This is a genomic window from Phocaeicola salanitronis DSM 18170 (assembly GCF_000190575.1).
Taxonomy (GTDB): domain Bacteria; phylum Bacteroidota; class Bacteroidia; order Bacteroidales; family Bacteroidaceae; genus Phocaeicola; species Phocaeicola salanitronis.
The window spans coordinates 2,713,921-2,737,881 of record NC_015164.1 but is presented as its reverse complement, the minus strand read 5'-3'; the positions used below and the strand labels follow the sequence as shown (position 1 = coordinate 2,737,881).

General features: G+C 52.3%; 24 protein-coding genes. 15 read left to right on the top strand and 9 right to left on the bottom strand.

All coding sequences use genetic code 11. The annotated features are described in order from the left end of the window. The first annotated feature begins 39 nt into the window (after nucleotides 1–39). From BACSA_RS11835 to BACSA_RS11800, 8 genes are all read left to right on the top strand, one after another. Entirely contained in the window at nucleotides 40–1,488 is a 1,449-nt protein-coding gene (locus BACSA_RS11835) for a lipopolysaccharide biosynthesis protein (protein WP_013618332.1), read from the top strand. 120 nt (nucleotides 1,489–1,608) lie between these two features. Further along, nucleotides 1,609–2,358, top strand: coding sequence for a hypothetical protein (locus BACSA_RS11830; RefSeq protein ID WP_013618331.1), 750 nt, complete (start codon nucleotides 1,609–1,611; stop codon nucleotides 2,356–2,358). 100 nt (nucleotides 2,359–2,458) lie between these two features. Continuing rightward, a complete protein-coding gene (locus tag BACSA_RS11825; RefSeq protein WP_013618330.1) occupies nucleotides 2,459–3,418 on the top strand; it encodes a hypothetical protein in 960 nt (319 codons plus the stop codon). Between the two features lie 14 nt (nucleotides 3,419–3,432). Continuing rightward, nucleotides 3,433–3,777 carry a type II toxin-antitoxin system RelE/ParE family toxin gene (locus BACSA_RS11820; protein ID WP_013618329.1) on the top strand — a complete coding sequence of 115 codons (345 nt, stop codon included), beginning with the start codon at nucleotides 3,433–3,435 and terminating at the stop codon, nucleotides 3,775–3,777. A 2-nt stretch (nucleotides 3,778–3,779) separates the two neighbouring features. Next, nucleotides 3,780–4,070: a helix-turn-helix domain-containing protein gene (locus tag BACSA_RS11815; protein WP_013618328.1), complete on the top strand. Its 291-nt coding sequence runs from the start codon at nucleotides 3,780–3,782 to the stop codon at nucleotides 4,068–4,070. A gap of 217 nt (nucleotides 4,071–4,287) precedes the next feature. Beyond that, nucleotides 4,288–5,283, top strand: coding sequence for a hypothetical protein (locus BACSA_RS11810; protein WP_013618327.1), 996 nt, complete (start codon nucleotides 4,288–4,290; stop codon nucleotides 5,281–5,283). A gap of 81 nt (nucleotides 5,284–5,364) precedes the next feature. Beyond that, nucleotides 5,365–6,261 (top strand): glycosyltransferase family 2 protein, encoded by an 897-nt coding sequence (locus BACSA_RS11805; protein WP_013618326.1) that lies wholly within the window; start codon nucleotides 5,365–5,367, stop codon nucleotides 6,259–6,261. Nucleotides 6,262–6,305: 44 nt separating this feature from the next. Beyond that, nucleotides 6,306–7,214, top strand: coding sequence for a glycosyltransferase (locus BACSA_RS11800; protein ID WP_013618325.1), 909 nt, complete (start codon nucleotides 6,306–6,308; stop codon nucleotides 7,212–7,214). A 166-nt stretch (nucleotides 7,215–7,380) separates the two neighbouring features. Here BACSA_RS11800 and BACSA_RS11795 read toward each other — a convergent pair whose 3' ends face one another. Both BACSA_RS11795 and BACSA_RS11790 read right to left on the bottom strand, forming a co-directional pair. Next, complete coding sequence (locus BACSA_RS11795) at nucleotides 7,381–7,944, bottom strand: NUDIX hydrolase (RefSeq protein ID WP_013618324.1); 564 nt, start codon at nucleotides 7,942–7,944, stop codon at nucleotides 7,381–7,383. Nucleotides 7,945–8,060: 116 nt separating this feature from the next. Continuing rightward, a complete protein-coding gene (locus BACSA_RS11790) occupies nucleotides 8,061–8,894 on the bottom strand; it encodes an O-fucosyltransferase family protein (protein ID WP_041584389.1) in 834 nt (277 codons plus the stop codon). 63 nt (nucleotides 8,895–8,957) lie between these two features. Between BACSA_RS11790 and BACSA_RS11785 the strand changes: the two genes are divergently transcribed. The 4 genes from BACSA_RS11785 (at nucleotide 8,958) to BACSA_RS11765 (ending at nucleotide 14,079) form a co-directional block, all read left to right on the top strand. Further along, nucleotides 8,958–10,220 (top strand): glycosyltransferase family 4 protein, encoded by a 1,263-nt coding sequence (locus BACSA_RS11785; RefSeq protein ID WP_013618322.1) that lies wholly within the window; start codon nucleotides 8,958–8,960, stop codon nucleotides 10,218–10,220. Between the two features lie 9 nt (nucleotides 10,221–10,229). Next, nucleotides 10,230–10,979, top strand: coding sequence for a glycosyltransferase family 2 protein (locus BACSA_RS11780; protein WP_013618321.1), 750 nt, complete (start codon nucleotides 10,230–10,232; stop codon nucleotides 10,977–10,979). Between the two features lie 244 nt (nucleotides 10,980–11,223). Then, on the top strand, nucleotides 11,224–12,906 hold the full coding sequence (locus BACSA_RS18930) for a PL29 family lyase N-terminal domain-containing protein (RefSeq protein ID WP_013618320.1): 1,683 nt from the start codon (nucleotides 11,224–11,226) through the stop codon (nucleotides 12,904–12,906). Between the two features lie 411 nt (nucleotides 12,907–13,317). Then, nucleotides 13,318–14,079 carry a DUF6261 family protein gene (locus BACSA_RS11765; protein ID WP_013618319.1) on the top strand — a complete coding sequence of 254 codons (762 nt, stop codon included), beginning with the start codon at nucleotides 13,318–13,320 and terminating at the stop codon, nucleotides 14,077–14,079. A gap of 414 nt (nucleotides 14,080–14,493) precedes the next feature. Here BACSA_RS11765 and BACSA_RS11760 read toward each other — a convergent pair whose 3' ends face one another. Genes BACSA_RS11760 through dapB form a run of 7 tightly spaced genes read right to left on the bottom strand, consistent with a single transcriptional unit; the run spans nucleotide 14,494 to nucleotide 20,902 of the window. Next, a complete protein-coding gene (locus BACSA_RS11760) occupies nucleotides 14,494–15,570 on the bottom strand; it encodes an endonuclease/exonuclease/phosphatase family protein (RefSeq protein ID WP_013618318.1) in 1,077 nt (358 codons plus the stop codon). After that, complete coding sequence (locus tag BACSA_RS11755; protein ID WP_013618317.1) at nucleotides 15,567–16,463, bottom strand: rhomboid family intramembrane serine protease; 897 nt, start codon at nucleotides 16,461–16,463, stop codon at nucleotides 15,567–15,569. Before BACSA_RS11755 ends, BACSA_RS11760 begins: the two co-directional genes overlap by 4 nt. Further along, entirely contained in the window at nucleotides 16,435–17,103 is a 669-nt protein-coding gene (locus BACSA_RS11750) for a rhomboid family intramembrane serine protease (RefSeq protein WP_013618316.1), read from the bottom strand. Before BACSA_RS11750 ends, BACSA_RS11755 begins: the two co-directional genes overlap by 29 nt. Before the next feature lie 36 nt (nucleotides 17,104–17,139). After that, nucleotides 17,140–17,796, bottom strand: a complete 657-nt coding sequence (locus BACSA_RS11745; protein WP_013618315.1) for a WbqC family protein — start codon at nucleotides 17,794–17,796, stop codon at nucleotides 17,140–17,142. A 4-nt stretch (nucleotides 17,797–17,800) separates the two neighbouring features. Continuing rightward, nucleotides 17,801–18,712, bottom strand: a complete 912-nt coding sequence (lepB, locus tag BACSA_RS11740) for a signal peptidase I (protein WP_013618314.1) — start codon at nucleotides 18,710–18,712, stop codon at nucleotides 17,801–17,803. After that, nucleotides 18,713–20,137, bottom strand: coding sequence for a signal peptidase I (lepB, locus tag BACSA_RS11735; RefSeq protein ID WP_013618313.1), 1,425 nt, complete (start codon nucleotides 20,135–20,137; stop codon nucleotides 18,713–18,715). Nucleotides 20,138–20,146: 9 nt separating this feature from the next. Continuing rightward, nucleotides 20,147–20,902: a 4-hydroxy-tetrahydrodipicolinate reductase gene (gene dapB, locus BACSA_RS11730; RefSeq protein ID WP_013618312.1), complete on the bottom strand. Its 756-nt coding sequence runs from the start codon at nucleotides 20,900–20,902 to the stop codon at nucleotides 20,147–20,149. Between the two features lie 84 nt (nucleotides 20,903–20,986). Here dapB and BACSA_RS11725 point away from each other — a divergent pair, with 84 nt between their 5' ends. The 3 genes from BACSA_RS11725 to dprA are packed head-to-tail and all read left to right on the top strand — an operon-like array spanning nucleotide 20,987 to nucleotide 23,789. Next, a complete protein-coding gene (locus BACSA_RS11725; RefSeq protein WP_013618311.1) occupies nucleotides 20,987–22,258 on the top strand; it encodes a DUF2851 family protein in 1,272 nt (423 codons plus the stop codon). A gap of 17 nt (nucleotides 22,259–22,275) precedes the next feature. After that, complete coding sequence (locus BACSA_RS11720; protein ID WP_013618310.1) at nucleotides 22,276–22,680, top strand: acyl-CoA thioesterase; 405 nt, start codon at nucleotides 22,276–22,278, stop codon at nucleotides 22,678–22,680. Beyond that, the gene (dprA, locus tag BACSA_RS11715; protein ID WP_013618309.1) at nucleotides 22,677–23,789 is read left to right on the top strand and encodes a DNA-processing protein DprA; all 1,113 of its coding nucleotides are present in this window, start codon (nucleotides 22,677–22,679) and stop codon (nucleotides 23,787–23,789) included. Before BACSA_RS11720 ends, dprA begins: the two co-directional genes overlap by 4 nt. Nucleotides 23,790–23,961 lie beyond the last annotated feature (172 nt).

Here is a 23,961-nt window from a genome sequence, read left to right as displayed (position 1 = left end):
ATCTGCGTTAATCTGTGTTTCATCTTTTAATCTTGCAATATGCCCGAACAATCATTAAAGGAAAAGACCGCGAAAGGACTATTCTGGGGAGCCGTTAACAACGGTGCCCAGCAATTGCTCGTGCTCGTATTCGGCATCATCCTGGGGCGGATGCTCGGACCGGCGGAGTACGGCATGGTGGGGATGCTCACCGTCTTTACCCTTATCGGGAACTCATTGCAGGAAAGCGGCTTCCGTGCCGCACTGGCAAACGTGAAGCACATCCGGCACGAAGACTATAACGCCGTATTCTGGTGCAGCCTCGGCATCGGCGTGTGTGCCTACCTCGTATTGTTCTTTTGCGCCCCGCTGATAGCCCGTTTTTATCATGAACCTGCCCTTATCCCGTTGGCGCGTTATTGCTTTCTTGCCATTCCTATTGCCAGCCTGGGCACGGCGCAAGGAGCTTATCTTTTCCGCAATCTGAAGGTACGCCAGCAGGCACTTTCGGGCATCATCGCCCACATCCTATCGGGATGTTTGGGCATCACGCTTGCCTACCACGGATTTTCCTACTGGGGCATCGCCACACAAAGCCTTACATACCTGATTGTCGTGACAATATGCAGCTGGTATTTCTCGCCGTGGCGCCCTACGTTCCGGATTGATTTCCGCCCGCTGAAGCCGCTCTTCGCTTTCAGCAGCAAGCTCCTAATAACAAACATCGCCAACCAGCTGAACAACAACCTGCTTTCGGTCATACTGGGAAAATACTTCAACCCACAAGCGGTGGGCAATTATAACCAAGCCAATAAATGGAACGCCACGGGGCATCAATTTATTACAGGAATGATGGGCAGCGTGGCACAACCTGTACTGGCAAGCATCAGCGACGACCGCGAACGCTCCCTGCGCGTATTCCGCAAGATACTCCGCTTCTGTGCCTTCCTTGCTTTTCCGGCGATGTTCGGACTCTCTATCGTGACACACGAGCTGATTCTCCTGACCGTAGGCGAAAAGTGGACAGGCAGTATCCCCTTGATGCAATTGCTCTGCATCGGAGGTGCCTTCGTTCCCCTCAACACCCTCTTCTCCAGCCTCATCATCAGCCAGGGGAAATCGGACATCTATATGGGAAATATCATCGCACAAGTCGTGCTCCAGCTCCTCACCGTCTTAGTATTAATACAACTGGGCGGAAGCATCTACGCAATGGTGGTCGTGAACGTGTGCCTCAACATCGTATGGCTGTTCGTGTGGCAAGGCTTTGCCCGGCGGTTCATCGGACTAAAAGTAAAAGCCTTACTACTCGACCTGCTTCCTTTCCTCCTTACCGCTCTCGTGGCATGTGCCGCGGGCTGGAGCGCATCGCAAGGCATCGGAGGCCCGCTCCCCGTCACTTTCCTCACGAAAATCCTCATAGCCGCCGCATGCTATTTCCTCGTCATGAAGCTTGCCCGTGCCGAAATCCTGCAAGAATGCATCGATTACCTGTTAAAAAGGAAATAGATGTAAAACGTTTGTTCATCGCATCGCAGGCAGAATACTTAAGCTAAAAAGATTTTTCAATTATTTGTTTTTATCATTATTTTTCCCGAATATTGTACTGTTTTTAATCTGTGATTGCCTATGAAAACTTATATCCTAAGTATTTTAGATAGCCTGAAACAAATTAATGAAACGCTAGATGCTAAAGCTGCTTTATACAATAAATCGTGGTTGGTGTTCAATGATACTGGCATAAAGGAAGTTTATATATTTCAAAAAGATGGAACTTTACTTGATTCTGTTAATGGACGAGTAATAGAAGGATCATGGCAATATATCAAAGAAAATCGGACATTGCTTATTTCTATTATGGGAAATAGTTATATGTTCCATCCATTGTTCATGGATGATATTGTCCTTGCCCTGCAAATGGATGGTACAAAAGAATGTTGTTTTATGATTGATGAAAGTAATGCAATGATTTTTTTACCAAAGACATTAAATGAACTTAACGAATATCTTCAAAAGAAAGTATTAAACTTTGAATATGAAAGCCAACAAGAGAAAGAACAGAAAGATAAATGGCAAAAACAGCAACAAGAAAAAGAAGAAATAGAAAACTTACTCAAACATGATATAATATATACAAAATATATAAGTCGCGATAAAAATTATGCAATAGGAACGTTTACCGCTATGATAAGTTCGATATTCATACCGTTAATATTATATTATTATGAATTTACCAATTCCGTTCCTTTCCTAACAGGAATCTGTATATTATGTATTGTATTAGCTGCTGTTTTTTTAAGACTTTCATTTTCAGCAGAAAAACAAGCAAATGATATAAAGAAGAAAGTAATTGAAAAATATCATAAAAGCAAAACTTAACCTGAAAGAATCTTTTATCACGCCAGATTTGTAGTCCATCGTGACAATGGGCGAAACCAAATAAAAATAATCCGCGTTAATCTGCGTTTCAACATACTCCATGAGCACCCTTTACGTAGTAAGCCCCCCGCTTGAAATCTTCGAAGGCTTGAAGCCCGAAGTGAGGCAGCACATCGTGATGCTGCCCGACTTCCTGCGCTATCCCTCCGGACGGTTCAAAGGAATCACCCGAAGCCTGCTCGCCGGACGCATCCCCTTGCCCAAACGAATCTTATATTATTGGTTTCCGAAAAAATACTTCGACCGGATTATCCATGCCGAGGCGGGCGATGCCATCCTGATTTACGAAGCGTGCAACGTGCGGGTGCTTCGCGCCATCCGCCCTTACCTGCCCGAGGGAGTGCCCTGCTACATTTACTATTGCAACCCCGTCGGCACCACCTTCCGCCGTCCTGCCGAAGAACTGCAAGCCATCCGCGCCCTCGGATACCGCCTGACGAGCTTCGACCCCTGCGAGGCGGAACGCTACGGAATGGCATGTACAGGACAATACTTCCGCTATCCCGAACACCAGCCCGACAACATCGACTCCGATTGCTTCTTCTGCGGCCTGCCCAAAGACCGCGCTGGCACGCTGCAACGCCTCCGCACACGCCTTGAAGCCGAAGGCCTCACGTGCGATTTCGTTATCCCCCGCACGCCGGCGGAGAAGCTCACCTATCCCCAGTACCTCGACCGCCTTGCCCGCACGCGTTGCGTTATTGACATCAGCCAGAAGGGACAGACCGGCCTGACGCGCCGCCCCCTCGAAGCCCTCTTCTACGGCAAAAAGCTCTTGACCGATAATCCGGAGATAGTGCGCTACGATTTCTACCGTCCGCAAAACGTCTTTATCCTTGGCAAGGACCCGGAAGAACAGCTCCGCGCCTTCATCGAAAGCCCCCTTGCCGAAGTGCCCGAATCCGTCCGCGCCGCCTACGACGTAAACGAGTGGATAAGGCATTACCTGCCAGTTTCTAATAACAAAAGCAGAAAAAATTTGCAGTTGTGTGATTTATAAATTACTTTTGCGAAATGAAAATCAGAAGCGTCATAGCATACAAGCATTACTTCATTGACTTCGTGAAATCATTGCCTGAAAAGATGCAAGACAAGATAATCAAAACTATCCAATATGTGGAAACGCTGCAGATGGTTCCCGAAAAATACCTCAAACATATCGAAGGAGCAAAAGGGCTTTATGAAATCAGAGCTAAATTCTCGAGCGATATAGTCCGTGTATTCTGCTTTTTCGATGGCGAGAAACTTGTCATCCTTTTAAGTGGATTCCAAAAGAAAACTCAAAAGACACCCAAGAAAGAGATAGAGCGGGCAATGAAACTTATGCAAGAATATTTTAAGGAAAAAGAAAGGAAATAAAGATGGAAACTTACACGTTAGACGACATCAAGAAAGAAGTTTACGGAGAAATCGGAACTCCGCGCCGTGACAAGATAGAAGCCGAACTTGCCAGTCTTCGCGTGGGGATTCAGATACGAAACGCCCGCGAGGCAAGAAAAATGACCCAAAGCCAGCTTGCCGAAAAGATTGGCAAGGAACGTTCGTTCATATCTAAGGTGGAAAGCGATGGCAAGAATCTGACCCTCTCCACCCTGTATGACATCGTGACCAAAGGACTAGGTGGAAAGCTGAACATACAAGTGCAGTTATAATACAAAACACAGGGGCGGAGCCGCCGCCCCTACAGGAAAGTGTCTTCTATCGTACGCCTCAATTATGCGCGACCCTGCTCTGATCCATGTCGAAATCGAAAGTCGTAGCGGCAAAGTTTGGAAACGGCATCTGTCCAAAGGACGAGAATTATCGCCTTCCAAGGCATAATGTGCCGGAAAATCCTTATCTTTACCGCGAAACCGAAACAACTCAATTATGACCGATTATATAGCTACTTGGTTCTACCGCGAATCGGCGGACGAGGCGAGCTTCTACCCGCAGATGGGGCAGAAGGGCGACTCAGCACTGGTGCACTCGGTGTATATGCAGATACAGGTGCCTTTCTTCCGCACCTTCCGGCACTATAACCCTGCGGCACGGCTGCTGTTCTTCACGAATCTGAAGCGTGAAGGATTGCCCCGTTTCCTGCTGGAATTGTTCGATGAATTAAGCGTGGAGACCGTCACACTTCCTTATACACGGCGTCCGCCGAAGGGATGGTACGAAGCATGGCAGAACCAATTCTATCTATATGATATTCTTAGCGGGATGGACGGACGGATGCAGGCGGATGATACGTTGCTGGTGTGCGATGCTGATTGTTTGTGCCGTATGCCGCTTGACCCACTTTTCGATGAAATCCGCAACAATGGGAGTGCACTCTATGAGTTTATCACCGACCGTTCCGCTACTATTAACGGCATCACCCTGCCGCAGATGGAAAGGTTCTACGAAGCCTGCTACAGCAAACCTCCCCGTTTGCCACTTGCTTACTACGGAGGGGAATTCATCGGGCTGAGAGGCGACAACGTACGCCGTATCAATGAGGCATATCCTGAACTTTGGGCGTTCAACCTTGCCCGAGCCGGCCTCCAAGCTCCCAAACTGAACGAAGAAGCGCACGTGCTCAGCATGCTTGCCGAGCGGCTGGACTTACGCAATGCCATAGCAAACCGTTATGTAAAGCGGATGTGGACTTCTCCGCAATTCAACAACGTCCGTCCCGGAGACGAGCATCTTGCCGTATGGCATCTGCCTTACGAGAAAAAGCGGGGGCTGTACCGCCTCTTCCGGCTCCTCGAAAAGCAAAAAGGCCTGGGCGATGAGGCCCGCTTTTGGGAAAAGGCAAAAGCGTGGACGGGCGTGCCTGCCGTGAGCCTCGTCAAGCGTCTGCGCGACCGGTGGACAACCTTGCGGATGCGATTCGATTGATTTACGATTTTACAATTTACTATTTACAATGCCGCATGGAGAAATAGTAAATCGTAAATTGTAAAATATAAAAATAAAACCATGAAAATACTGACTATCATTGTATCTTATAACTTCACCCGATGGATAAAACCTTGTCTGGAGAGCCTGTCCTGCTCGGATTATCCCACCGATGTGCTGGTTATCGACAACAGGTCGCAAGACGATACCGTGCAAACCATCCGGGACGCTTACCCGCATGTGCGCCTCATCGCCAACGGAGAGAACTTAGGTTTCGGACAGGCGAACAACATCGGCATGCGCCTTGCGCTGGAAGAAAGCTATGATGCCGTATTCCTGCTGAACCAAGACGCATGGGTGGCACCGGACAGCATCGGATTCCTGGCTGCCCAGGCAGAGAAACACCCCGAATACGGCATCCTCTCGCCTGTACACTTGAACGGAACGGGCAACCGACTGGACCATGGATTCGCCAGCTATGTGCATCAGACCGACCCTGCACGCATTCCGCACGACCGGGACGTGATAGAAGCCCCTTTCATCAACGCGGCATTCTGGTTCATCCCCGTCCGCACGCTGAAGAGACTGGGCGGATTTTCGCCCCTCTTCTACCATTATGGCGAAGACAAGGACTACGTGAACCGCCTGCACCGCCATGGGTTGAAAGTGGGCTACGTACCTACGGCATTCGGTTGCCATGACCGCCAGTCGCGTCCCATGACCCGTGAGGTGTTTTTCCGCACCGAATATGTGTATCTGCTCTCCGAGTACACCAACCTGAACCGCACTTTCGGAAACGCTTTCGCCTATAGCGTCCTTGCCTGCGTGAAGAAAAGCCTGCTCGCCTTCATGCATCATAAGTGGAAAGACGGATGCACCTATCTGCATCTTGCCTTGAAGCTAAGTGGAAAGACGCACGAAGTTATATGCATCCGCCGGCGAACCCGCAAGAAAGCGCCGCACTTCTTACTTGAATGAAACAGCCCGCTATTAATTATTAACTATTAATTATTCATTAAAGCATGTACGCTCCGATTCTCCTTTTCGTCTACAACCGCCCCGAACATACACGCCGGGTTATCGAATCTTTGCAAACCAATGCTGAGGCAATAGAGAGCCGCCTCTTTATCTATGCCGACCAAGCCCGAAACGAGGCAGACCGTCCGAATGTGGACAAAGTGCGCCGGTACATCCGGAGCGTCAATGGATTTAAGCAGGTTACACTTATCGAGCGCTCCGAGAACTGGGGTCTTGCCCGTAACATCATCGATGGAGTCACAACGCAGGTCAATGCCTACGGGCGTGTAATTGTGCTGGAAGACGACCTGGTGGTGTCGCCCTACTTCCTGCGCTTTATGAACGATGCGCTGGAGACGTACAAGGACGAAGAGCGGGTAGGACATATCCAGGCGTGCGACTTCACGAAAGACCCTTCGCTGCCCGAAACCTTCCTTATCAAGTGGACCGGAAGCTGGGGCTGGGCAACGTGGGCACGTGCCTGGCGGCATTTCAATCCCGACGGGAAAGCCTTGCTCGCCCAGCTGGAAGAACGCCGCCTGACCCGCACCTTCGATTTCAACGGGAATTATCCCTTCACCCGCATGCTGCGCCGCCAGATAGCCGGCAAGAACAATTCGTGGGCAATACGCTGGAACGCCAGCCTGTTCCTTGCCGGTATCCTTTCGCTGAACGTGGGCAAATCGCTGGTGCAGAACACCGGATTCGACGGCACGGGCACGAATTGCGGAGGCGGAGGCCTCTATGCTTCCGATCTGTGGATGCATCCGCTCCCCGTCGTCCCTATTTCCCCCATCGCGGAGAACCAAGAAGCCCGCCGTGCCTTCGCCCGCTATTATCACCGCACCAACGGCTTTTGGGCGAAAGCCATCCGGCGCATCAAACGGACGTTGCGGGGAGACTTCGGAGCGTGATTCGTTTTTCACCACAGATTACACAGATTTATAAATTATTATTTCACCACAGGGGACACAGAGGCGCACAGAGGTTTTAAATTTTTCCTCTGTGCGCCTCTGTGTCCCCTGTGATGAATATAGGCAGTTACTTATTTTTTTATCTGTGTAATCTGTGGTGAAAAACCTACAGCAGCCCGTTCACGGCAAAATATTTCCAAAGCGGGGCTGCCATCAGGGCTTGCTTGATTTGGTCGTTCAAGAGCAACGTGCGCACTTCATCCGCTGTAAGCAATTCGACGCTGATGTCCTCGGTTTCTTCCAGATGCTGGGTAGAGACACGCTCCACACCGGTGGCAAGGAAGCAATGGCAGAGGTTCGTGTTCGTGCTGGGATTGGCGGAAATGTCCATCCAGTGTTGCCATTCGCCCCCGCCGAATCCTGTTTCCTCGTACAATTCACGCCGAGCCGATTCGAGGGGCGATTCTCCCTTCTCGCATACGCCTGCACAGATTTCATAACAAGTCATCCCCAGTCCGTGGCGGTACTGGCGCTCCATCAGGAACTTACCGTCGCGGGTAATCGCCAGCACGTTTATCCAGTCGGGATATTCCAGCACATAATACTCTTTGTTTTCTGCTCCTGTAGGCAACAGCACGTGGTCTTTTCGTGCCGTGAGCCACGGACGCCGGATGAGGTATTCGCTCTCCAGCACCGTCCATTTCCGGTCTTGATTGTTTTCTTTCAGCATATTGTATTAGTTTATAACCTGTATCGATTTTGAAACGCAGATTCACGCAGATTTACACAGATAATAATTTCTGCGTTAATCTGCGATAATCCGCGTTTCCTTATAACAGCATTAATCTATCGCTTCACCACCACCAACGGGATTCTTCCCAGCTCTGCCGCCAGTTCAGAGAACGAGCTGTGGAACGAGCCGTATATCTTCCGGGTGTGTGCCAGCGTCCACAGGTCGGCGATGCCTTCACGGATGCCTTCCGTGGTACTGCGGTCGGCTTTGCTTTCGGCACAGACAATTCTTTCGCCGTAACGGGTGCGCATCGCTTGTTTCACTTCTTCCGAATCGGTGGCAAGGTAGATACAAAGGTCGGAATGCGCCGCTTGCTCCTTATCCAAACAACCGAAAAACGCCTCCAGCGGACTGTGCTCGATAGACAAAGCATTATCAGTACGGCGGATATGCACGCCTACGGTATAAGCCGAAAAGGCGGAAATGCGTTTCCCGATGACCTCCTCTATCTGCGGAACGGGACGGAACACCTCGTGCAGCAGCGCATCGGGATAAGCATAAAAAGGCAGATAGGACGCCATATACACATTTCCCCGTTTTGCCCAGCCCTCAAAGTCGAAACCTTGCGTGCGGAGCGCGTCTATCTGATGCTCGTATAGGCACGAGCGGAACAACAGTTTCTGAAACAGGGCAGGGACGTGGAAGTTCTTCTGCCGCGGACGGTCGAACACCAACAAGTCGGAAGCTGAAGCCTCGACGATACGCACTTTCCCGGGCAAGCGCCGGGGCACGAACAAATCACGGAAAGCGGCATGCAATGCCCAGTCGCGAAACCAGATTACTTTCAATTCAATGCCGGTCTGCCCCGCCAATGCGATGGCGGAAAGCGTGGCACGGATGCGGTTTGCCAAACCTCCGGCAGGAACAAATATCATTTTTCTTTTCATATCGGGCAAAAGTAACGAATTTATCTTGGAGAAAATACTAACTTTGCAAAAACTTTGACGAGAATGAGGGTACTAATCATAAATACATCCGAACGCATCGGCGGAGCGGCGATAGCGGCGCGCCGGCTGATGGAAGCGCTGAAAGGCAGCGGCATCAAAGCCAAGATGCTGGTGCGCGACAAACAGACCGACCAAGTGACCGTGGTGCAGCTGCGCAAGTCGTGGCGGCAAATCTGGAACTTCGTATGGGAACGCATCGTGATATGGACGGCAAACCGCTTCAAGAAGCAGAACCTCTTTGCCGTCGACATCGCCAACGCAGGCACCGACATCACCTCGCTGCCCGAATTCCGACAGGCAGACGTCATCCACCTCCACTGGGTCAACCAGGGAATGCTCTCGCTGAAGAACATCCAGAAAATCGTCCGCTCGGGGAAACCTGTCGTATGGACAATGCACGACATGTGGCCCGTCACCGGCATCTGCCACCACGCCGCCGAGTGCACCCGCTATCAGGACCAGTGCCACGACTGCCCCCTGCTCGCCCACGGACACTGGCACGACCTCTCATACAAGGTGTTCGAACAGAAACGCCGCCTCTACCGCGATGCCGGCATCACCTTCGTGGCGTGCAGCCAGTGGCTGGAAGGACTGGCACGGCAAAGCGCCCTGACCGCCGGACACACCGTGACCAACATCCCCAACCCGATAAACACCAACCTGTTCCACCCCACCGACAAAGCCGCCGCACGCCGCAAGCTGAACCTGCCCGCCGACAAGCGCCTGCTGCTCTTCAGCTCGATGAAAATCACCGACAAGAAGAAGGGCATCGACTACCTTGTCGAGGCATGCCGCATCCTCAGCGAGCGCCAGCCCGAACTGAGCCGCAACCTCGCCGTAGTGGTGGCAGGGCGCGAATCGCAGCAATACGCCTCGCTCTTCCCCTTCCCCGTACACTGCATCGGCTACACGGGCAACGAAAAGGAAATCGCCGCCGTCTACAACGCCGCCGACCTCTACGTCACCCCCTCGCTTCAGGAAAACCTGCCCAACACCATCATGGAAGCCATGTCGTGCGGCGTGCCCTGCGTGGGCTTCTGCATCGGAGGCATCCCCGAAATGATAGACCACCTGCACAACGGATACGTAGCCCGCTACCGCTCTGCCGAAGACCTGGCAAACGGCATCTGCTGGTCACTCACCGAAGGCGATTACCAAAGCCTCAGCACCGAAGCCCGGCGCAAAGTGCTCAGCACCTACGCCGAACACGTGGTGGCAATGAAATACATCGGAATCTACAACCGCATCACCGGACAAAACGACTGAAACACGCCTATGCTGACACACTTTCACCCCAAGTTCTCCATCATCACGGTGACCTACAACGCCGCCGCCGTCATCGAAGACACCCTGCAGAGCGTCATCACCCAGACGTACAAGAACATCGAATACATCATCGTCGACGGAGCCTCTGCCGACCGCACGATGGAAATCGTCAGCCGCTACCGCGAGCACATCCACACCGTGGTGAGCGAGCCCGACCGCGGGCTGTACGACGCCATGAACAAGGGCATCCGCCTCGCCACGGGCGACTACGTGTGTTTCCTCAATGCCGGCGACGAGCTGCACGAAGACGACACCCTCCAGCTCATCGTCCACAGCCTTACGGGATTGGCCGGACTGCCCGATGTCATTTACGGGCGTACCGCCATCGTCGACCGCGAGGGCCACTTCCTGCGGATGCGCCGCCTCGAACCGCCCGAAAACCTTACGTGGCGCAGCTTCCGCCAGGGGATGCTCGTCTGCCACCAGGCTTTCTTCGCCCGCCGCGACCGTGCCGTGCCCTACGACCTCCGCTACCGCTTCTCCGCCGACTTCGACTGGTGCATCCGCGTGATGAAGCAAAGCCAGACGCTGCACAACACCCGCCTCACACTCATCGACTACCTCAACGAAGGCATGACCACGCGCAACCACCGCGCCTCCCTCGCCGAGCGCTTCCGCATCATGTGCCGCCACTACGGCTACGTGCAGACCGCCCTGCTCCACCTCAAGTTCGCCCTGCGCCTGCTGTATAAGAAGTGAAAGGCGGGTTCACCACAGATTACACAGATTTATTTCTTTTGAAACGCAGATTGGCGCAGATTGACGCAGATAATTTTATTTTTTATCCGCGTGAATCTGCGCCAATCTGCGTTTCAAAAAAAATGTTTCAGCAAAACGAAAATAATCCGGTAAAACGTTTTGTTATGTGGCTAATATCGCTATATTTGTTGCAATTCATAAACGGAACTTAACTTGAAGCAATAATCACTAAAACGGTACGCCTATGAAAATGAAACATTATTTACCGGCAATGGCGCTTGCGCTTGCATTCGCCGCATGCAGCGACGACTACGACGACTCGGCGTTGTGGGACGCGGTGAACGGCAACACCCAGCGCATCGAGGCACTCGAAACGTGGCAAGAGCAGGTGAACAGCAACATTGCTGCCTTGCAGCAGCTGCTCAACACCAACGATATGATTACCGCCGTCACGCCCGTCACGATGGGCGGCGAAACGGTGGGATATACCCTCTCGTTCCTCCACTCCGACCCTGTCACCATCTACAACGGCACGCAGGGCGAAAAGGGCGAGGCGGGCGACACGCCACAGATAGGCCTGACGCAGGGCGAAGACGGCAACTGGTACTGGACGCTGAACGGCGGACTGATGAGCGATGCCGAAGGCAACCCCATCCGAGCCAACGGCGAGGACGGTGAAGACGGAACCGACGGCGATGAAGGTCCCGCAGGCGCAGATGCCCCCACGCCGGAAATCAAGCTGGGCAATTTGCTGGATAGCAATGCAACGATTAAAACCGATAATGGTGATAAAATAGAGGATGCTTGGTATCTCAGCGTAGACGAAGGCAAGACGTGGTACCGCGTCAGCGGCGAGGACGGCGACCCGATGTTCTCCAAAGCACCGGAAGTAGACAAGGATGCAGGCACAGTCACCTTCTACCTCTCGGCAACCGAATCTTTCACCGTCCCCCTCTACCAAGGTATCACCATCACCTTTACCTCCGGCGGGACAACCCTCGACCCGAATAAGCCTATAACCGTAACCGGCAGCACACAGGAAATATCCTATTCCGTAACCGGCATCACGTCCCCCAAACTCTCCGCCATCCCCTCCGCCGAGGGCTGGAGCGCAACGGTATCGGATAAGGCTATCACCGTGACGGTAGAGACGGGGGCTGCCAGTGAGTGCGACCTGCTGGTGACCGCCACCGACAATGCGGGCCAGTCCGTCAGCTACACCCTCAGCCTGCGCAATGGATATTCGATAGATGAGACAACAGGCGACTACATCGTCTCCAACGCCGCAGGCCTGCTGGCATGGAACGAGGCTGCGCAAAGCGACTACACGCTGAACTGCACCCTGACTGCCGACATCGACCTGACGGGCAAAGAGTGGACACCGGTAGGTAATAGCGGTCAAACATACAACGGCACTTTCGACGGGCAGGGGCATACCATCACGGGATTAAATGCTTCATCGCTTTTTGGAGGAATAGGAGAAAGTGCAACGGTAAAGAATCTGCAACTCGTGGATGTGAAATTAAACGAATCAGGCGGAGCTACAGCCGGGATAGTGGTAAATAACTATGGTACTATCATGGCCTGCTCCATGACTGGGGAAATTTCTGCTTATAGTTATACGAGTGGTATTGCCAATTTTAATTTGGGTACAATCGTCGCTTGCTGGTTCAGCGGAACATTGAAGGAGAATGAGGGCTATGGTATCGTCGCTTTCAACTATGGCACCATCACCGCCTGCTTCTGGGACGGAAATACCACGAATGGGTATCGTTCTAACGAAGGAGGAACGGTAGAAGCCACGAAGGTGGAGGGCACGATCACTTGGCAGACCGCTGTTGATGGCATGAACGCTGCCCTTACCGGCAACGGCTATCAATGGAAACTCGGTGAGAACAATCTGCCCGTATTAAAGAAAAATCAGTAACGAAAGCCTGCGGAAGCTTCCTGCCGGCGGCAGCACGAAATCGCAACGTGCGAAAGCTTCCTGCCGGTGGCAGCACGAAATCGCAGCTTGCGAAAGCTTCCTGCCGGCGGCAGCACGAAATCGCAGCTTGCGAAAGCTTCCTGCCGGCGGCAGCACGAAATCGCAGCTTGCGAAAGCTTCCTGCCGGCGGCAGCATGAAATCGCAGCTTGCGAAAGCTTCCTGCCGGCGGCAGCACGAAATCGCAGCTTGCGAAAGCTTCCTGCCGGCGGCAGCATGAAATCGCAGCTTGCGAAAGCTTCCTGCCGGCGGCAGCATGAAATCGCAGCTTGCGAAAGCTTCCTGCCGGCGGCAGCACGAAATCGCAAGCCTAAGAACAGATTAATTTATTAACCTCATAAAAACAACACACAATGAAAGAAATTATTTACGAATTTTCGAAATCGAAAGCACGCAACGCACAACACCTGCAGTTTGTTGCCGATGTAATGGCATCCGTATCCGAAACCACCGCTACCGAACAAGGGTTCGCCACGCAATACACGGCGTTCGTCGAAGCAGCAACCGCCGAAGTGGACTGCTTCCGCCCCGACAAGGGCTACCTGGACACCCCCGACATAGAGGAAGCCGACCGGAAGCGCGACAACATCTTCCTTTTCTATAAGCAGATAGCGCAGGCATACGCCGACTATTGCCCCGACGAGGAGCAACGGAAGGCAGGCAAGACGGTAGCCTTCGCCTTCCACGAAGCAGGGAAAGCCACCAAACTCGACTACGCCAGCGAGACCGCCGTCCTTGCCGACCTTGCCGGGAAATTGACGGACGTGACCTACGCCCAGCCGCTCGAAGTAATCGGGATGGGAAACGCCGCCACGGAGATTATGGAGGCGAACGATGCCTTCAACGCCATCTACCTGGAGCGCAGCGCCCAGGAGCGCGACCGTGCCTTGGGCACCACGATGAAAGAACTGCGCCCCGTGAGCGACGCCGCGTTCGAGGAACTGGCGAAGGCGATAAACGCCCTCTACGCCGTCAACGAGCTGGTGACGAAGGAAGAGGCGAAGCGCACCGCGCTGGAAAAGGTCATCGACGACGTGAACGCCGTAGTGGTGCGCTTCCGCAAGACCATCAGCCGGGCATCGGCAGCGGAAGAAGAGCCGGAGCCTGCGGAATGATGTTTTCACCACAGATTACACAGATTTTTTAAGCTATTTTCTTTTGAACCGCAGATTGGCGCGGATTCTCGCAGATTATTTTTATATTTTAATCTGTGAAAATCTGCGCTAATCTGCGGTTCAAAAATAATTATGTCACGGCGTGACGGAAACGCAGATTGGCGCGGATTTCCGCGGATTATTTTTTATATTTTAAGTTGAATATCCGCAAACATCCCATGTAGGGGCGTATCGCATACGCCCGAATGCATCAACTAACCCATGCGGGTGTCTTCGGGGCGTATGCGATACGCCCCTACAAGGCAATTGGGTGGAATGCGGATATTAAATATTTTAATCCGCGGAAATCTGCGCCAATCTGCGGTTCAAAATTACGAATCCACCGCAATCAAAATCGTAAATCGTAAATAAACATCATCGTTCTACGATGCACCATACGGGATAATGGTCGGAAGCACGGATGCTGCGGTCTACCTTGCACTCGAGGACACGGAACGCCGGGCTGACGAAGATGTGGTCGATACGGAAATACAGGTGGTTCTGGTTGTAGGTGAAGCCCGGTCCTGCGCCCGCTGCCACGAAAGCATCGTCCAGCCCCTCGCCAATCACCCGGTAGGCATACGACACGGGCGAATCGTTGAAGTCGCCGCACACCAGCATGTAGTCTGCCCGGTTCTCGCGGATGGCGCGTGCCACGGAGTCTGCCTGCGGGGCACGGAGCGCCACCGCATCTGCCAGCTTGCGCAGCAGGTGTTTCCCTTCCGCCTTCACGTTCGCCTCGCGCGGGGACTTCAGGATTTCGTTGTACACCTTCTTGTCGTAGGCGTCCAGCTTGTTCGATTCCAAATGGTTGTTGATTACCGCCAGCGTGTCTTCGCCTACCTTTATCCGGTAGAGGACGCTTCCGTTGTAGAGGCTGGGATAGGCGATTTCCTCGGTTTCCAGAATAGGATAGCGTGAATAGCACGCCAGCACGTCGCCCCCTTTTATCCGCGTGGAGGCGTGATGCGGATAGATGTCTTCCAGGGCTTGGCTGATTTCCTCGGCGGAGGCATGGACGCCCGGTATGAACTCCTGCAGACAGACGATGTCGGCTCCGCATCGGCGCAGGTAGGAGAGGACGGCGTTTTCTCCGCCGTTTCCTTCGCCCGGCGAAATCCCCTGCGTATTATAGGTGAGGAACTTGAGCGTGGGGCTTCCTTCGCCCGGCTCCTTTATCGAGCCGACGGGGAAATAGGCGTTCAGGCTGTTCCAGCCCAAGGCGAATACCGCCAGCGGAAACAACGCCCCCCACGGCTTCAGGCAAAGCCAGACCAGGCAGAAAGCGAGGTTCAGCGCGATAAAGACGGGGATGAACAGCCCCGCGCACGCTCCTACCGGATGCTCTACCGGAGAGAGGTAAGGGCTGTAGGCGCATATCAGAAACCCCGCAGCCACTACACCGTTCAGCAAGAACGCCAGTGTCTGTATGAAATGCTTCATCCGTTTCATTGCTTGCTTGCGTCGAACAGGCTCTTTTTCTCCTCTTCGGTCAGGCTTCCGTATCCCGACTTGCGGAGCTTGTCCAGGATGCGGTCTATCTCGTCCGACCGCTGCTTCTTGCGGGCGTTAAACTCGTAATCCTTTTGCTTGTCGCCGTAGTGCACCTTCATTTTCGGCTTCTTGGGCGCACGGTGCCACCTGCCCGAGCAGAAGTCCAAAGCCGCATTGAGCCACTTGGTCACATCGCGCCCTTTCGCCAGCCCCGAAGCAAACCACCAGCCCGCCAGCGCGCCTCCTAAGTGCGCCAGATGCCCTCCGGCATTGTCTGCCGTCATAAACAGCAGGTCGAGCGCAACCATGAAAACAGCTACGTACTTGAGCCGCACCGTGCCGATGAACATGAACTGCACGGGATAATCGGGCTCGCGGACGGCGGTAGCCACCACAATCGCCAGCACCGAAGCCGACGCGCCCAGCAGGTACGAAGAATACACCGCATCCTCGAAATACGGGAAGAGGTTGTACGCCAGCATGTAGAGCGCCGCCCCGGCAATGCCTCCCAGCACGTACAGCCCGCGCAAGTGACGGGCGGAGAAGAAGCCCAGGAACAGGCGCCCGAACCAATAGAGCCACAGCATGTTGAAGAGGATGTGAAGGATGCCGGCGTGCATGAACATGTAGGTCAGCAGCGTCCACGGCTGGGTGATGAACCGCGTCACCGAAGCCGGAAACATCAGGTAGTTCATCCAATGCCCTCCCCCTGCCTTGAACAGGACAAGGAAAAGGTTGGCCAACGACACCGCTATAAACACCCCGACATTGATGTAAATCAGTTGGGTAACGATGTCTCCCCGCTTAAAGCCTTCGCGCAGGTTAGTAATAAATCTGTTGTCCGCCGCCATTTTTCTTCCTCCAATAAATGATTAATACCAATCCGAACAGCATTCCGCCGAGGTGGGCGAAATGGGCGATGCCGTCGCCTCCGCTAATGCCCAATACCAGCTCGAGCACGGCATAGCCAATGACGAAGTATTTGGCTTTGATGGGCATGGGAATCGGGAAGATGAACATCTCGCTGTTGGGGAACAGCATGCCGAAAGCCAGCAGGATGGCATATACCGCTCCCGAGGCTCCCACCGTGGTTTGCATATTCAGGAATTCGCCTACCGAAAGCGTGATTCCGGTGCCAATATCTACTCCGCTGTATTTGTATATGTCGGCATATTCAAAATAGTAAACGGCTTCCTGTATCAGTCCCGCGCCGATGCCGCACAGGATGTAGTAGAAAAGGAACCGCTTCGGTCCCCATACCATTTCCAGGGTGCGTCCGAACATCCATACGGCAAACATATTAAAGAAAATATGCTGGAAGTTGGCGTGCATGAACATGTACGTAATCAATTGTGCGGGATTGAAATCGGACGCAAGGAAGAAATGCAAGCCCAGCATGTCGTTCAGGTCGACTCCATACCGCCGGGCAACCATGGCGCCCAAAAAGCAAAGCACGTTGATGATTAATAAGTTCTTTGTTACTGTAGGCATGTTTTTTTAAGTTTGTGAGTTTATAAGTTTGTGAGTTTATAAGTTTGTAAATTCTTCATTCCTCAGGCTTTCCCGGAGCACGATGAGGCTTTCCGGTCCCATGTTGAACAGCAAATCAACGATGCTCAGGTTCGGCAAGAAGCCGGTCTGCGCGTCAAACACCTGATAATAGGGCTTGGGCACGAAGCGGGCATCGCAGTCCGCATACGGCTTTTTCGGGTGGATAAGCTCGCGGAAATCTTCCCTGTTTTCCGGCTCCGCCTCGTATGCGCCGGTAGGCATCATGCAGGGCTGCAAGTCGATTTGTCCGCACACCCATTGGCACAATTCCCAGTTGAAGTCGTACAGAAACTCGTATTTCCGTTCGAAAAAGACGTGAAACTCATCGGCATAGTAGTCGAAAAAGGGACTGTGCTTATAGCTTGCCACAAAGGCGTTCCAATGCACATGCCGCCAGTTCCCATGATCGGAGATGCGCACGTCTTTCATCCGGCATTTCAGCTCGTCGCTCTTCCCGGTGGGTATGGTCAGCGCCAGCGGTCCGGAAGCCGAAGCAATCACGCACCGGTTCCGGTAGGTCTGCTTCACATAATGGTCGAAGCGCTCCACATAGATTCTATCATACGCGTACAGCTTCGTATAATACTCCACCGGCGCCAGATAGGCTGAACTCAGTATTATTTCTTTCTCCATAAATCTATTCTACACGTTGCATAAAGCGTCCCTTACGGACCGTAAACCAGATGCGCCATGCCTTGCCGATGATGTATTCCTCGGGCACGAAGCCGAACAGGCGGGAGTCGGACAAATTCACCGGGTCATTCGACGCCATCCAATAATAGTTCTTCGTGAAGGTGTACGAACGCACCGGCTTTCCTTCTACCCACAGGGTATCGCCTTTCACCATCGCCTGCTTTCCTTCATGCGACACAATCGTATTGCACAGCAGCACCACGTTCCACGGATAAACCGTTACGGACATATTTTTCCGGGGCACCACATACGGATGCACTTCATCGGCAAGCTTGGCGTTCAAGGGGGTAAACGTAATGCCCTTGCCCGCCTTTTGCGAAACCAGATACCATTCGTACCGGCTGAAGCTCCGGATAAAGCCGCCGTCTTCGGTATAGCCCACCAGCGGATTGTCGTGAATCTCCACCGCCTCTAAAATCGCCTGCACCGCGTCTTCCTGAGCGGCAGGATACACGTACAAAGCCTTGTTGTCGGGGCTCCATACCTCGTTTTCGGTATCTATCAGTTCCTTATTCAGCAACAAGGTGTCGCCCGCCGTGCCGATGCACCGGCTGATAAACACTTCCCTCCCTTCTATCCGCTTGTCGGGATTGGCAGGATTGGGGTCGTTGAACAAGACGATATCGCCTTCTTCCACCTCGCAAGAGCCGATGCGGTGATATCCGAAAACCGACGGAAAAGGCATACGCAAACCGTAGCTCCACTTGCTTATCAATACCCCTTCGCCCTGATAAAGCGTGTTCTCCATCCCGGAAGAAGGGATAAAACAAGACGTCACAAGAAAAGCTTTCACCAGGATAACCGCCAGAATGCATCCGGCAGCCCCTTTCAGTACGGTTTTCCAGTTTGCATGCATTTACTTTATCGTATCCACAAACTTAAACAAGCGGTTCCAACGGACCTTTCCGTCCAGCCATCCGCGGTCTTGGTCTAAGGACAGCCAGATAAATATCGGTTTTCCTACGATATGGTCTTCGGGCACGAAACCCCAGAAACGGGAGTCGGCGGAATTGTGCCGGTTATCGCCCATCATCCAATAATAATCCATCTTGAACGTGTAACGGGTGGTTTCCTGTCCGTTGATGTAAATCTTTCCGTCTTTTACCTCGATGCGATTGCCTTCGTAGGCATGAATCGGGCGTTCGTATACCGGCAGGTTATCGAGTGTCAGGTCGATGGTCTCGCCTTTCTTCGGAATCCAGACGGGACCGTAATTATCCAATGTCCAACCGGTTATCTTGTTCACCGGATACAGTCCGTCTATCGGCTCGTCGGGCATGTTTTCGATAGAGAGCACCACGTCTTTCCGTGCCGACAAAGCCGCCTTCGCCTGCGCGGTCAGGGGAAGGTTGTACACCGATTCTTCCGGATAATACATCATCAGGTCTTCCTGGCTGATGCCTAACTCGTGGCACAAATCCTCGGGAATCCTGCCTTTGGTCCGCACGATATACCGGTATTGCACGTTGTCCGGCTCCTTGTTCGGCTTCCCGTCCAGGTAAATGATGCGGTCCTTGATTTCCAGCGTCTGCCCGGGCAGCCCTACGCAACGCTTTACATAATTCTCCCGCCGGTCCACCGGGCGTGCGATGACCTTTCCATATAGTTGCGGATTCTCGTCAATATACTTGCGTCCGGCGGTGTAATAGTATGCGAAGACTTGCCTTTGCTGCTCCAGTGTCAGGCGTGACATATCGACCGGCTGGGACAATTGCCTGCCCGCATCGTAGCTCAGGCGGTACAGGTCGTCAGCAGGTATAGCCGTGGCCACACTGTCCCCCGCCGGAAAGTTGAACACCACGATGTCATTGAGCTGTACGGTCCCCAGTCCGCCTACTCGCTTGTAGTCCCACTGAATCCACTCCAAGTAAGATTTGCAATTGAACACCGGAAGCGTATGCTGGGTAAGCGGCATGTGCAAAGGGGTTTGCGGAATGCGCGCCCCGTAGCTCATCTTGCTCACGAACAGATAATCGCCTACCAGCAATGACTTCTCTAAGGACGAAGAGGGAATCACATAGTTCTGGAAGAAGTAGAGGTTGACAAAATAAACCGCCACCAAGGCGAATACGATGGCATCCACCCATCCCATAACGGTCAGCACCGCCTTGTTCTTCGATTTCTTCCACCAGGTCCATGGAATCTTTTTCGTGATATAGGCATCAAATATAAACGGGATGACGACAATGCCCAGCCAGCTCCTCAACCAGACGAGGAACACAATATATAAAAGGAGGACAATGCCGAACTTAATCCATTGCCTGCGTGACGCTTGTATCATAACTGTGTGCTAAAATTGAAATAAATCGTTCATACCTAAAAAGCCTTCGTGCGTAGCCGTGTACTCAGCCGCCAGCACGGCTCCCAAAGCGAACCCTTTCCGGTTCTTGGCATCGTGTGTGATGATAATCGAATCCGCCTCCGATTCGTACCGGACGGTATGGATGCCCGGCACCTCATCCTTTCGGATAGCGCTTACGGGCAGCTCATCGGGCGCGCATTCCGTAGTGCCGCTCACCGTACCGTCGGGTGCGGTCAGTGTGCCCATTACCCATTTGTCCTTCCGGTCCAGGTTTTCGAGGATGCCTTCAGCCAGTGTGATAGCCGTTCCGCTGGGCGCGTCCAGCTTATGGATGTGATGGGTTTCCACCATCGAAACATCGTAATTAGGGAACTTGTTCATAATCTTTGCCAAATACTTATTGACCGCCGAGAATATCGCTACGCCCAGGCTGAAGTTGGAAGCCCAGAACAACGTCTTTCCTTCTTCCTTGCACAAGCGGCGCATCTCTTCGCCATGCTCGCCCATCCAGCCTGTACTGCCCGATACGACCTTTACGCCTTGGCGGAATGCATCCAGGCAATTGCCATACGCCACCGAAGGAGCCGTAAACTCAATGGCGACATCCGCCGAGCGGAATGCATCCGAATCCATATCCTGATGATTATCAACATCGATAATGCTTACAATCTCATGTCCGCGGGAAAGAGCAATCTTTTCAATCTCTTTGCCCATCTTTCCATATCCAATCAATGCTATTTTCATAATAAACCTATTTATTTTCTGCACAAAGATAGGAATTTTCGTTATTACTAATGGACATTTATCGAACATTTACACCTCATTAACATGGAACAATTCTTGCATTACGTGTGGAAACACAGGCTTTTTGCCCTGAAACCTCAGCAAACCACCGATGGGAAAACGATTGAAATCATCGACCCGGGACTGCAAAACACCCATGCAGGACCCGACTTTTTCAATGCCAAAATCAAGATAGGCGGCGTGTTGTGGGTAGGGAATGTAGAGATACACCAACAAGCTTCCGACTGGTTCAGGCATCGTCATCACCAAGACCCGGCATACGATTCGGTCATCCTCCACGTAGCTTCCCAGATTGATGCAGTTCCCACCCGTACCAACGGAGAGCTTATCCCCCAAATGGAGCTGCACTATCCCTCTTACCTCGCCTCCAATTACGAACAGCTTCTGAAAGAAGACCGGTATCCGGCATGCCATGAACTGATTCCCCGATTGTCGGCTTTCTTCCTGCACAGCTGGCTTTCCAACCTCCAAATCGAACGGTTCGAAGCAAAAACCGGACAAATCCAAAAGCGCCTGGAGGCATGCAACCGGGATTGGGAGCATGCTTTCTTTATCACTCTGGCGCGTAATTTCGGATTCGGGGTCAATGCCGATACATTCGAGTTATGGGCAAAATCGGTACCTTTGGGAGCGGTCAACAAACACAGGGACAACCTGTTCCAGATAGAAGCTTTCTTTTTCGGGCAAGCCGGGCTCTTGCAGGAACTTCCCGTCGATGCCTATACCGAAAACATGATAAAAGAATACCAATACCTGAAACACAAATTCGAACTTACGCCTTCTTCCGAATGCCATTGGCGTTTCCTCCGGATGCGGCCGGGAAACTTCCCGCACATCCGCATCGCCCAGCTGGCATGCCTGTACTATCGGTCGCAGGGGCTGCTCTCCCGGCTCATGGAAACGGAAACCCTGAAACAAGTGCGCGACCTTTTGCGGGGAGGGACTTCCGAATACTGGCTGACCCATTATACGTTCGGCGAGACCTCTCCTTCGCATCCGAAAACATTAAGCAACACCTCCATCGACCTGCTGATTATCAATACGGTAATCCCTTTCCTGTATGCATACGGAAAGCATAAGGCAAACGAAACACTATGCCAACGTGCCGGAAAGTTTCTGGAAGAATTAAAGCCGGAAAACAACAATATCATCCGTATGTGGCAGGAGTGTGGCGTAAAAGCACTGCACGCAGGAGACGCTCAAGCCTTAATTCAACTTAAAAAAAACTATTGTGATTTGAAAAAATGCTTATATTGCCGCATCGGATATGAATATCTGAAAAGAAAGAACGAATAACAAACCTAAAAAAACTTATGGACTACATTTACGAGTTGAAAATGAAGGTGCGCGATTATGAATGCGACCTGCAAGGAATTGTCAACAATGCGAATTACCAACATTATATCGAACATACCCGGCATGAGTTCCTGCTCTCTACCGGCATCAGCTTCGCCCGGCTTCATGCGGAGGGCATCGACCCCGTAGTGGCACGGCTTACCATGGCGTTCAAGACTCCTCTGAAGAGCGGGGATGAGTTTGTATCGAAGCTCTATCTGAAGAAAGAAGGAATCAAGTATGTTTTCTATCAGGACATTTTCCGGTTGCCCGATATGAAGGTTGTTATCAAATCTACAGTAGAAACGGTCTGCCTCATCAACGGACGATTGAGCGATAGCGAGCTTTTCAACCAACTTTTCGCCCCTTACCTATCAGAATGAACACAAATGAAACGCTTTACCGGTTGGCTTTGACTCAATTGCCCGGCATCGGAGTCGGCCATGCCCATAACCTTCTGCAAGCCGCAGGAAACGCTACGGTACTCTTCGAACATCGGAAAGAACTTCCGGACATTTTGCCGGACATCCCTGTGCGGCTTATCCAGGCATTCGACCATCCGGAAGTGCTCAGACGGTGCGAGGCTGAACTTTCCTTTGCCGAAAAGAACCGGATAGCCTGCCTCACGGAAGAAGACGAGGCATATCCTTCCCGCCTAAGAGAATGCAACGATGCGCCGCTCGTCCTCTTTTATAAAGGAACGGCCGACCTGAACCGGCGGCATGTCATCAGCATGGTAGGAACACGCAATGCCACCGATTATGGCAAGGATTTATGTCTCCGTTTCGTGCGCGAACTGAAAGAGCGGCTTCCCGATGCAATCATCGTGAGCGGGCTGGCGTATGGCATCGACATCCACGCACATCGCGCTGCCCTGCAATACGGGCTGGATACCATTGGCGTACTGGCTCACGGACTGGACCGGATTTACCCGTTCGTACACCGGAATACCGCTTCGGAAATGACCTTACACGGCGGGTTATTAACCGAATTCATGAGCGGGACGAATCCGGACAAGCAGAACTTCGTCAAGCGCAACCGTATCGTAGCAGGGATAAGCGATGCCACCATTGTAGTGGAATCGGCAAAAAAAGGAGGTTCGCTTATTACGGCAGAGATAGCGGAAAGCTACCACCGGGATTGTTTTGCTTTTCCCGGCAGGGTAGGAGATGTCTTTTCGGAGGGATGCAACTACCTGATTAGCGCCAATCGCGCCGTTCTTTTGCAAAGCGCGGAAGAGTTGGTAAAAGCCATGAATTGGGATTGCCCCAAAGAACTCCCGTCCGCCATCCAACGCCAACTCTTCCCCGAACTGAATCCCGAAGAGGCACGCATCGTCCAAATCATGCGGAAATACCCCGAAGGCATTCAGGTGAACAGCCTTGTGGTAGAGAGCAACATCGCTATCACCGGCATGACCGGTATTCTTTTCGAACTGGAACTGAAAGGAGTGGTCAAGAGCCTTGCAGGAGGCATGTACCGATTAATTTGATGAGAATCTGATATTTGAAATAAAACATATCAGACGAAGAAAAGGCGGATTTCCGTTACAGCGTTACAATTGTTACAATTACAGTTATTCCAAATTCCAAATGACAATCAGTAAAATCGTATTCCAGCAAGGCGGTTCACAAATGAGTAATCCTTACTACGAATAAATTATA

What these genes read in the sequence shown, in the direction of transcription:
- BACSA_RS11835 (WP_013618332.1), top strand. Translation starts at nt 40, where the DNA reads ATGCCCGAACAATCATTAAAGGAAAAGACCGCGAAAGGACTATTCTGG.
- BACSA_RS11830 (WP_013618331.1), top strand. Translation starts at nt 1,609, where the DNA reads ATGAAAACTTATATCCTAAGTATTTTAGATAGCCTGAAACAAATTAAT.
- BACSA_RS11825 (WP_013618330.1), top strand. Translation starts at nt 2,459, where the DNA reads ATGAGCACCCTTTACGTAGTAAGCCCCCCGCTTGAAATCTTCGAAGGC.
- BACSA_RS11820 (WP_013618329.1), top strand. Translation starts at nt 3,433, where the DNA reads ATGAAAATCAGAAGCGTCATAGCATACAAGCATTACTTCATTGACTTC.
- BACSA_RS11815 (WP_013618328.1), top strand. Translation starts at nt 3,780, where the DNA reads ATGGAAACTTACACGTTAGACGACATCAAGAAAGAAGTTTACGGAGAA.
- BACSA_RS11810 (WP_013618327.1), top strand. Translation starts at nt 4,288, where the DNA reads ATGACCGATTATATAGCTACTTGGTTCTACCGCGAATCGGCGGACGAG.
- BACSA_RS11805 (WP_013618326.1), top strand. Translation starts at nt 5,365, where the DNA reads ATGAAAATACTGACTATCATTGTATCTTATAACTTCACCCGATGGATA.
- BACSA_RS11800 (WP_013618325.1), top strand. Translation starts at nt 6,306, where the DNA reads ATGTACGCTCCGATTCTCCTTTTCGTCTACAACCGCCCCGAACATACA.
- BACSA_RS11795 (WP_013618324.1), bottom strand. Translation starts at nt 7,944, where the DNA reads ATGCTGAAAGAAAACAATCAAGACCGGAAATGGACGGTGCTGGAGAGC.
- BACSA_RS11790 (WP_041584389.1), bottom strand. Translation starts at nt 8,894, where the DNA reads ATGAAAAGAAAAATGATATTTGTTCCTGCCGGAGGTTTGGCAAACCGC.
- BACSA_RS11785 (WP_013618322.1), top strand. Translation starts at nt 8,958, where the DNA reads ATGAGGGTACTAATCATAAATACATCCGAACGCATCGGCGGAGCGGCG.
- BACSA_RS11780 (WP_013618321.1), top strand. Translation starts at nt 10,230, where the DNA reads ATGCTGACACACTTTCACCCCAAGTTCTCCATCATCACGGTGACCTAC.
- BACSA_RS18930 (WP_013618320.1), top strand. Translation starts at nt 11,224, where the DNA reads ATGAAAATGAAACATTATTTACCGGCAATGGCGCTTGCGCTTGCATTC.
- BACSA_RS11765 (WP_013618319.1), top strand. Translation starts at nt 13,318, where the DNA reads ATGAAAGAAATTATTTACGAATTTTCGAAATCGAAAGCACGCAACGCA.
- BACSA_RS11760 (WP_013618318.1), bottom strand. Translation starts at nt 15,570, where the DNA reads ATGAAACGGATGAAGCATTTCATACAGACACTGGCGTTCTTGCTGAAC.
- BACSA_RS11755 (WP_013618317.1), bottom strand. Translation starts at nt 16,463, where the DNA reads ATGGCGGCGGACAACAGATTTATTACTAACCTGCGCGAAGGCTTTAAG.
- BACSA_RS11750 (WP_013618316.1), bottom strand. Translation starts at nt 17,103, where the DNA reads ATGCCTACAGTAACAAAGAACTTATTAATCATCAACGTGCTTTGCTTT.
- BACSA_RS11745 (WP_013618315.1), bottom strand. Translation starts at nt 17,796, where the DNA reads ATGGAGAAAGAAATAATACTGAGTTCAGCCTATCTGGCGCCGGTGGAG.
- lepB (WP_013618314.1), bottom strand. Translation starts at nt 18,712, where the DNA reads ATGCATGCAAACTGGAAAACCGTACTGAAAGGGGCTGCCGGATGCATT.
- lepB (WP_013618313.1), bottom strand. Translation starts at nt 20,137, where the DNA reads ATGATACAAGCGTCACGCAGGCAATGGATTAAGTTCGGCATTGTCCTC.
- dapB (WP_013618312.1), bottom strand. Translation starts at nt 20,902, where the DNA reads ATGAAAATAGCATTGATTGGATATGGAAAGATGGGCAAAGAGATTGAA.
- BACSA_RS11725 (WP_013618311.1), top strand. Translation starts at nt 20,987, where the DNA reads ATGGAACAATTCTTGCATTACGTGTGGAAACACAGGCTTTTTGCCCTG.
- BACSA_RS11720 (WP_013618310.1), top strand. Translation starts at nt 22,276, where the DNA reads ATGGACTACATTTACGAGTTGAAAATGAAGGTGCGCGATTATGAATGC.
- dprA (WP_013618309.1), top strand. Translation starts at nt 22,677, where the DNA reads ATGAACACAAATGAAACGCTTTACCGGTTGGCTTTGACTCAATTGCCC.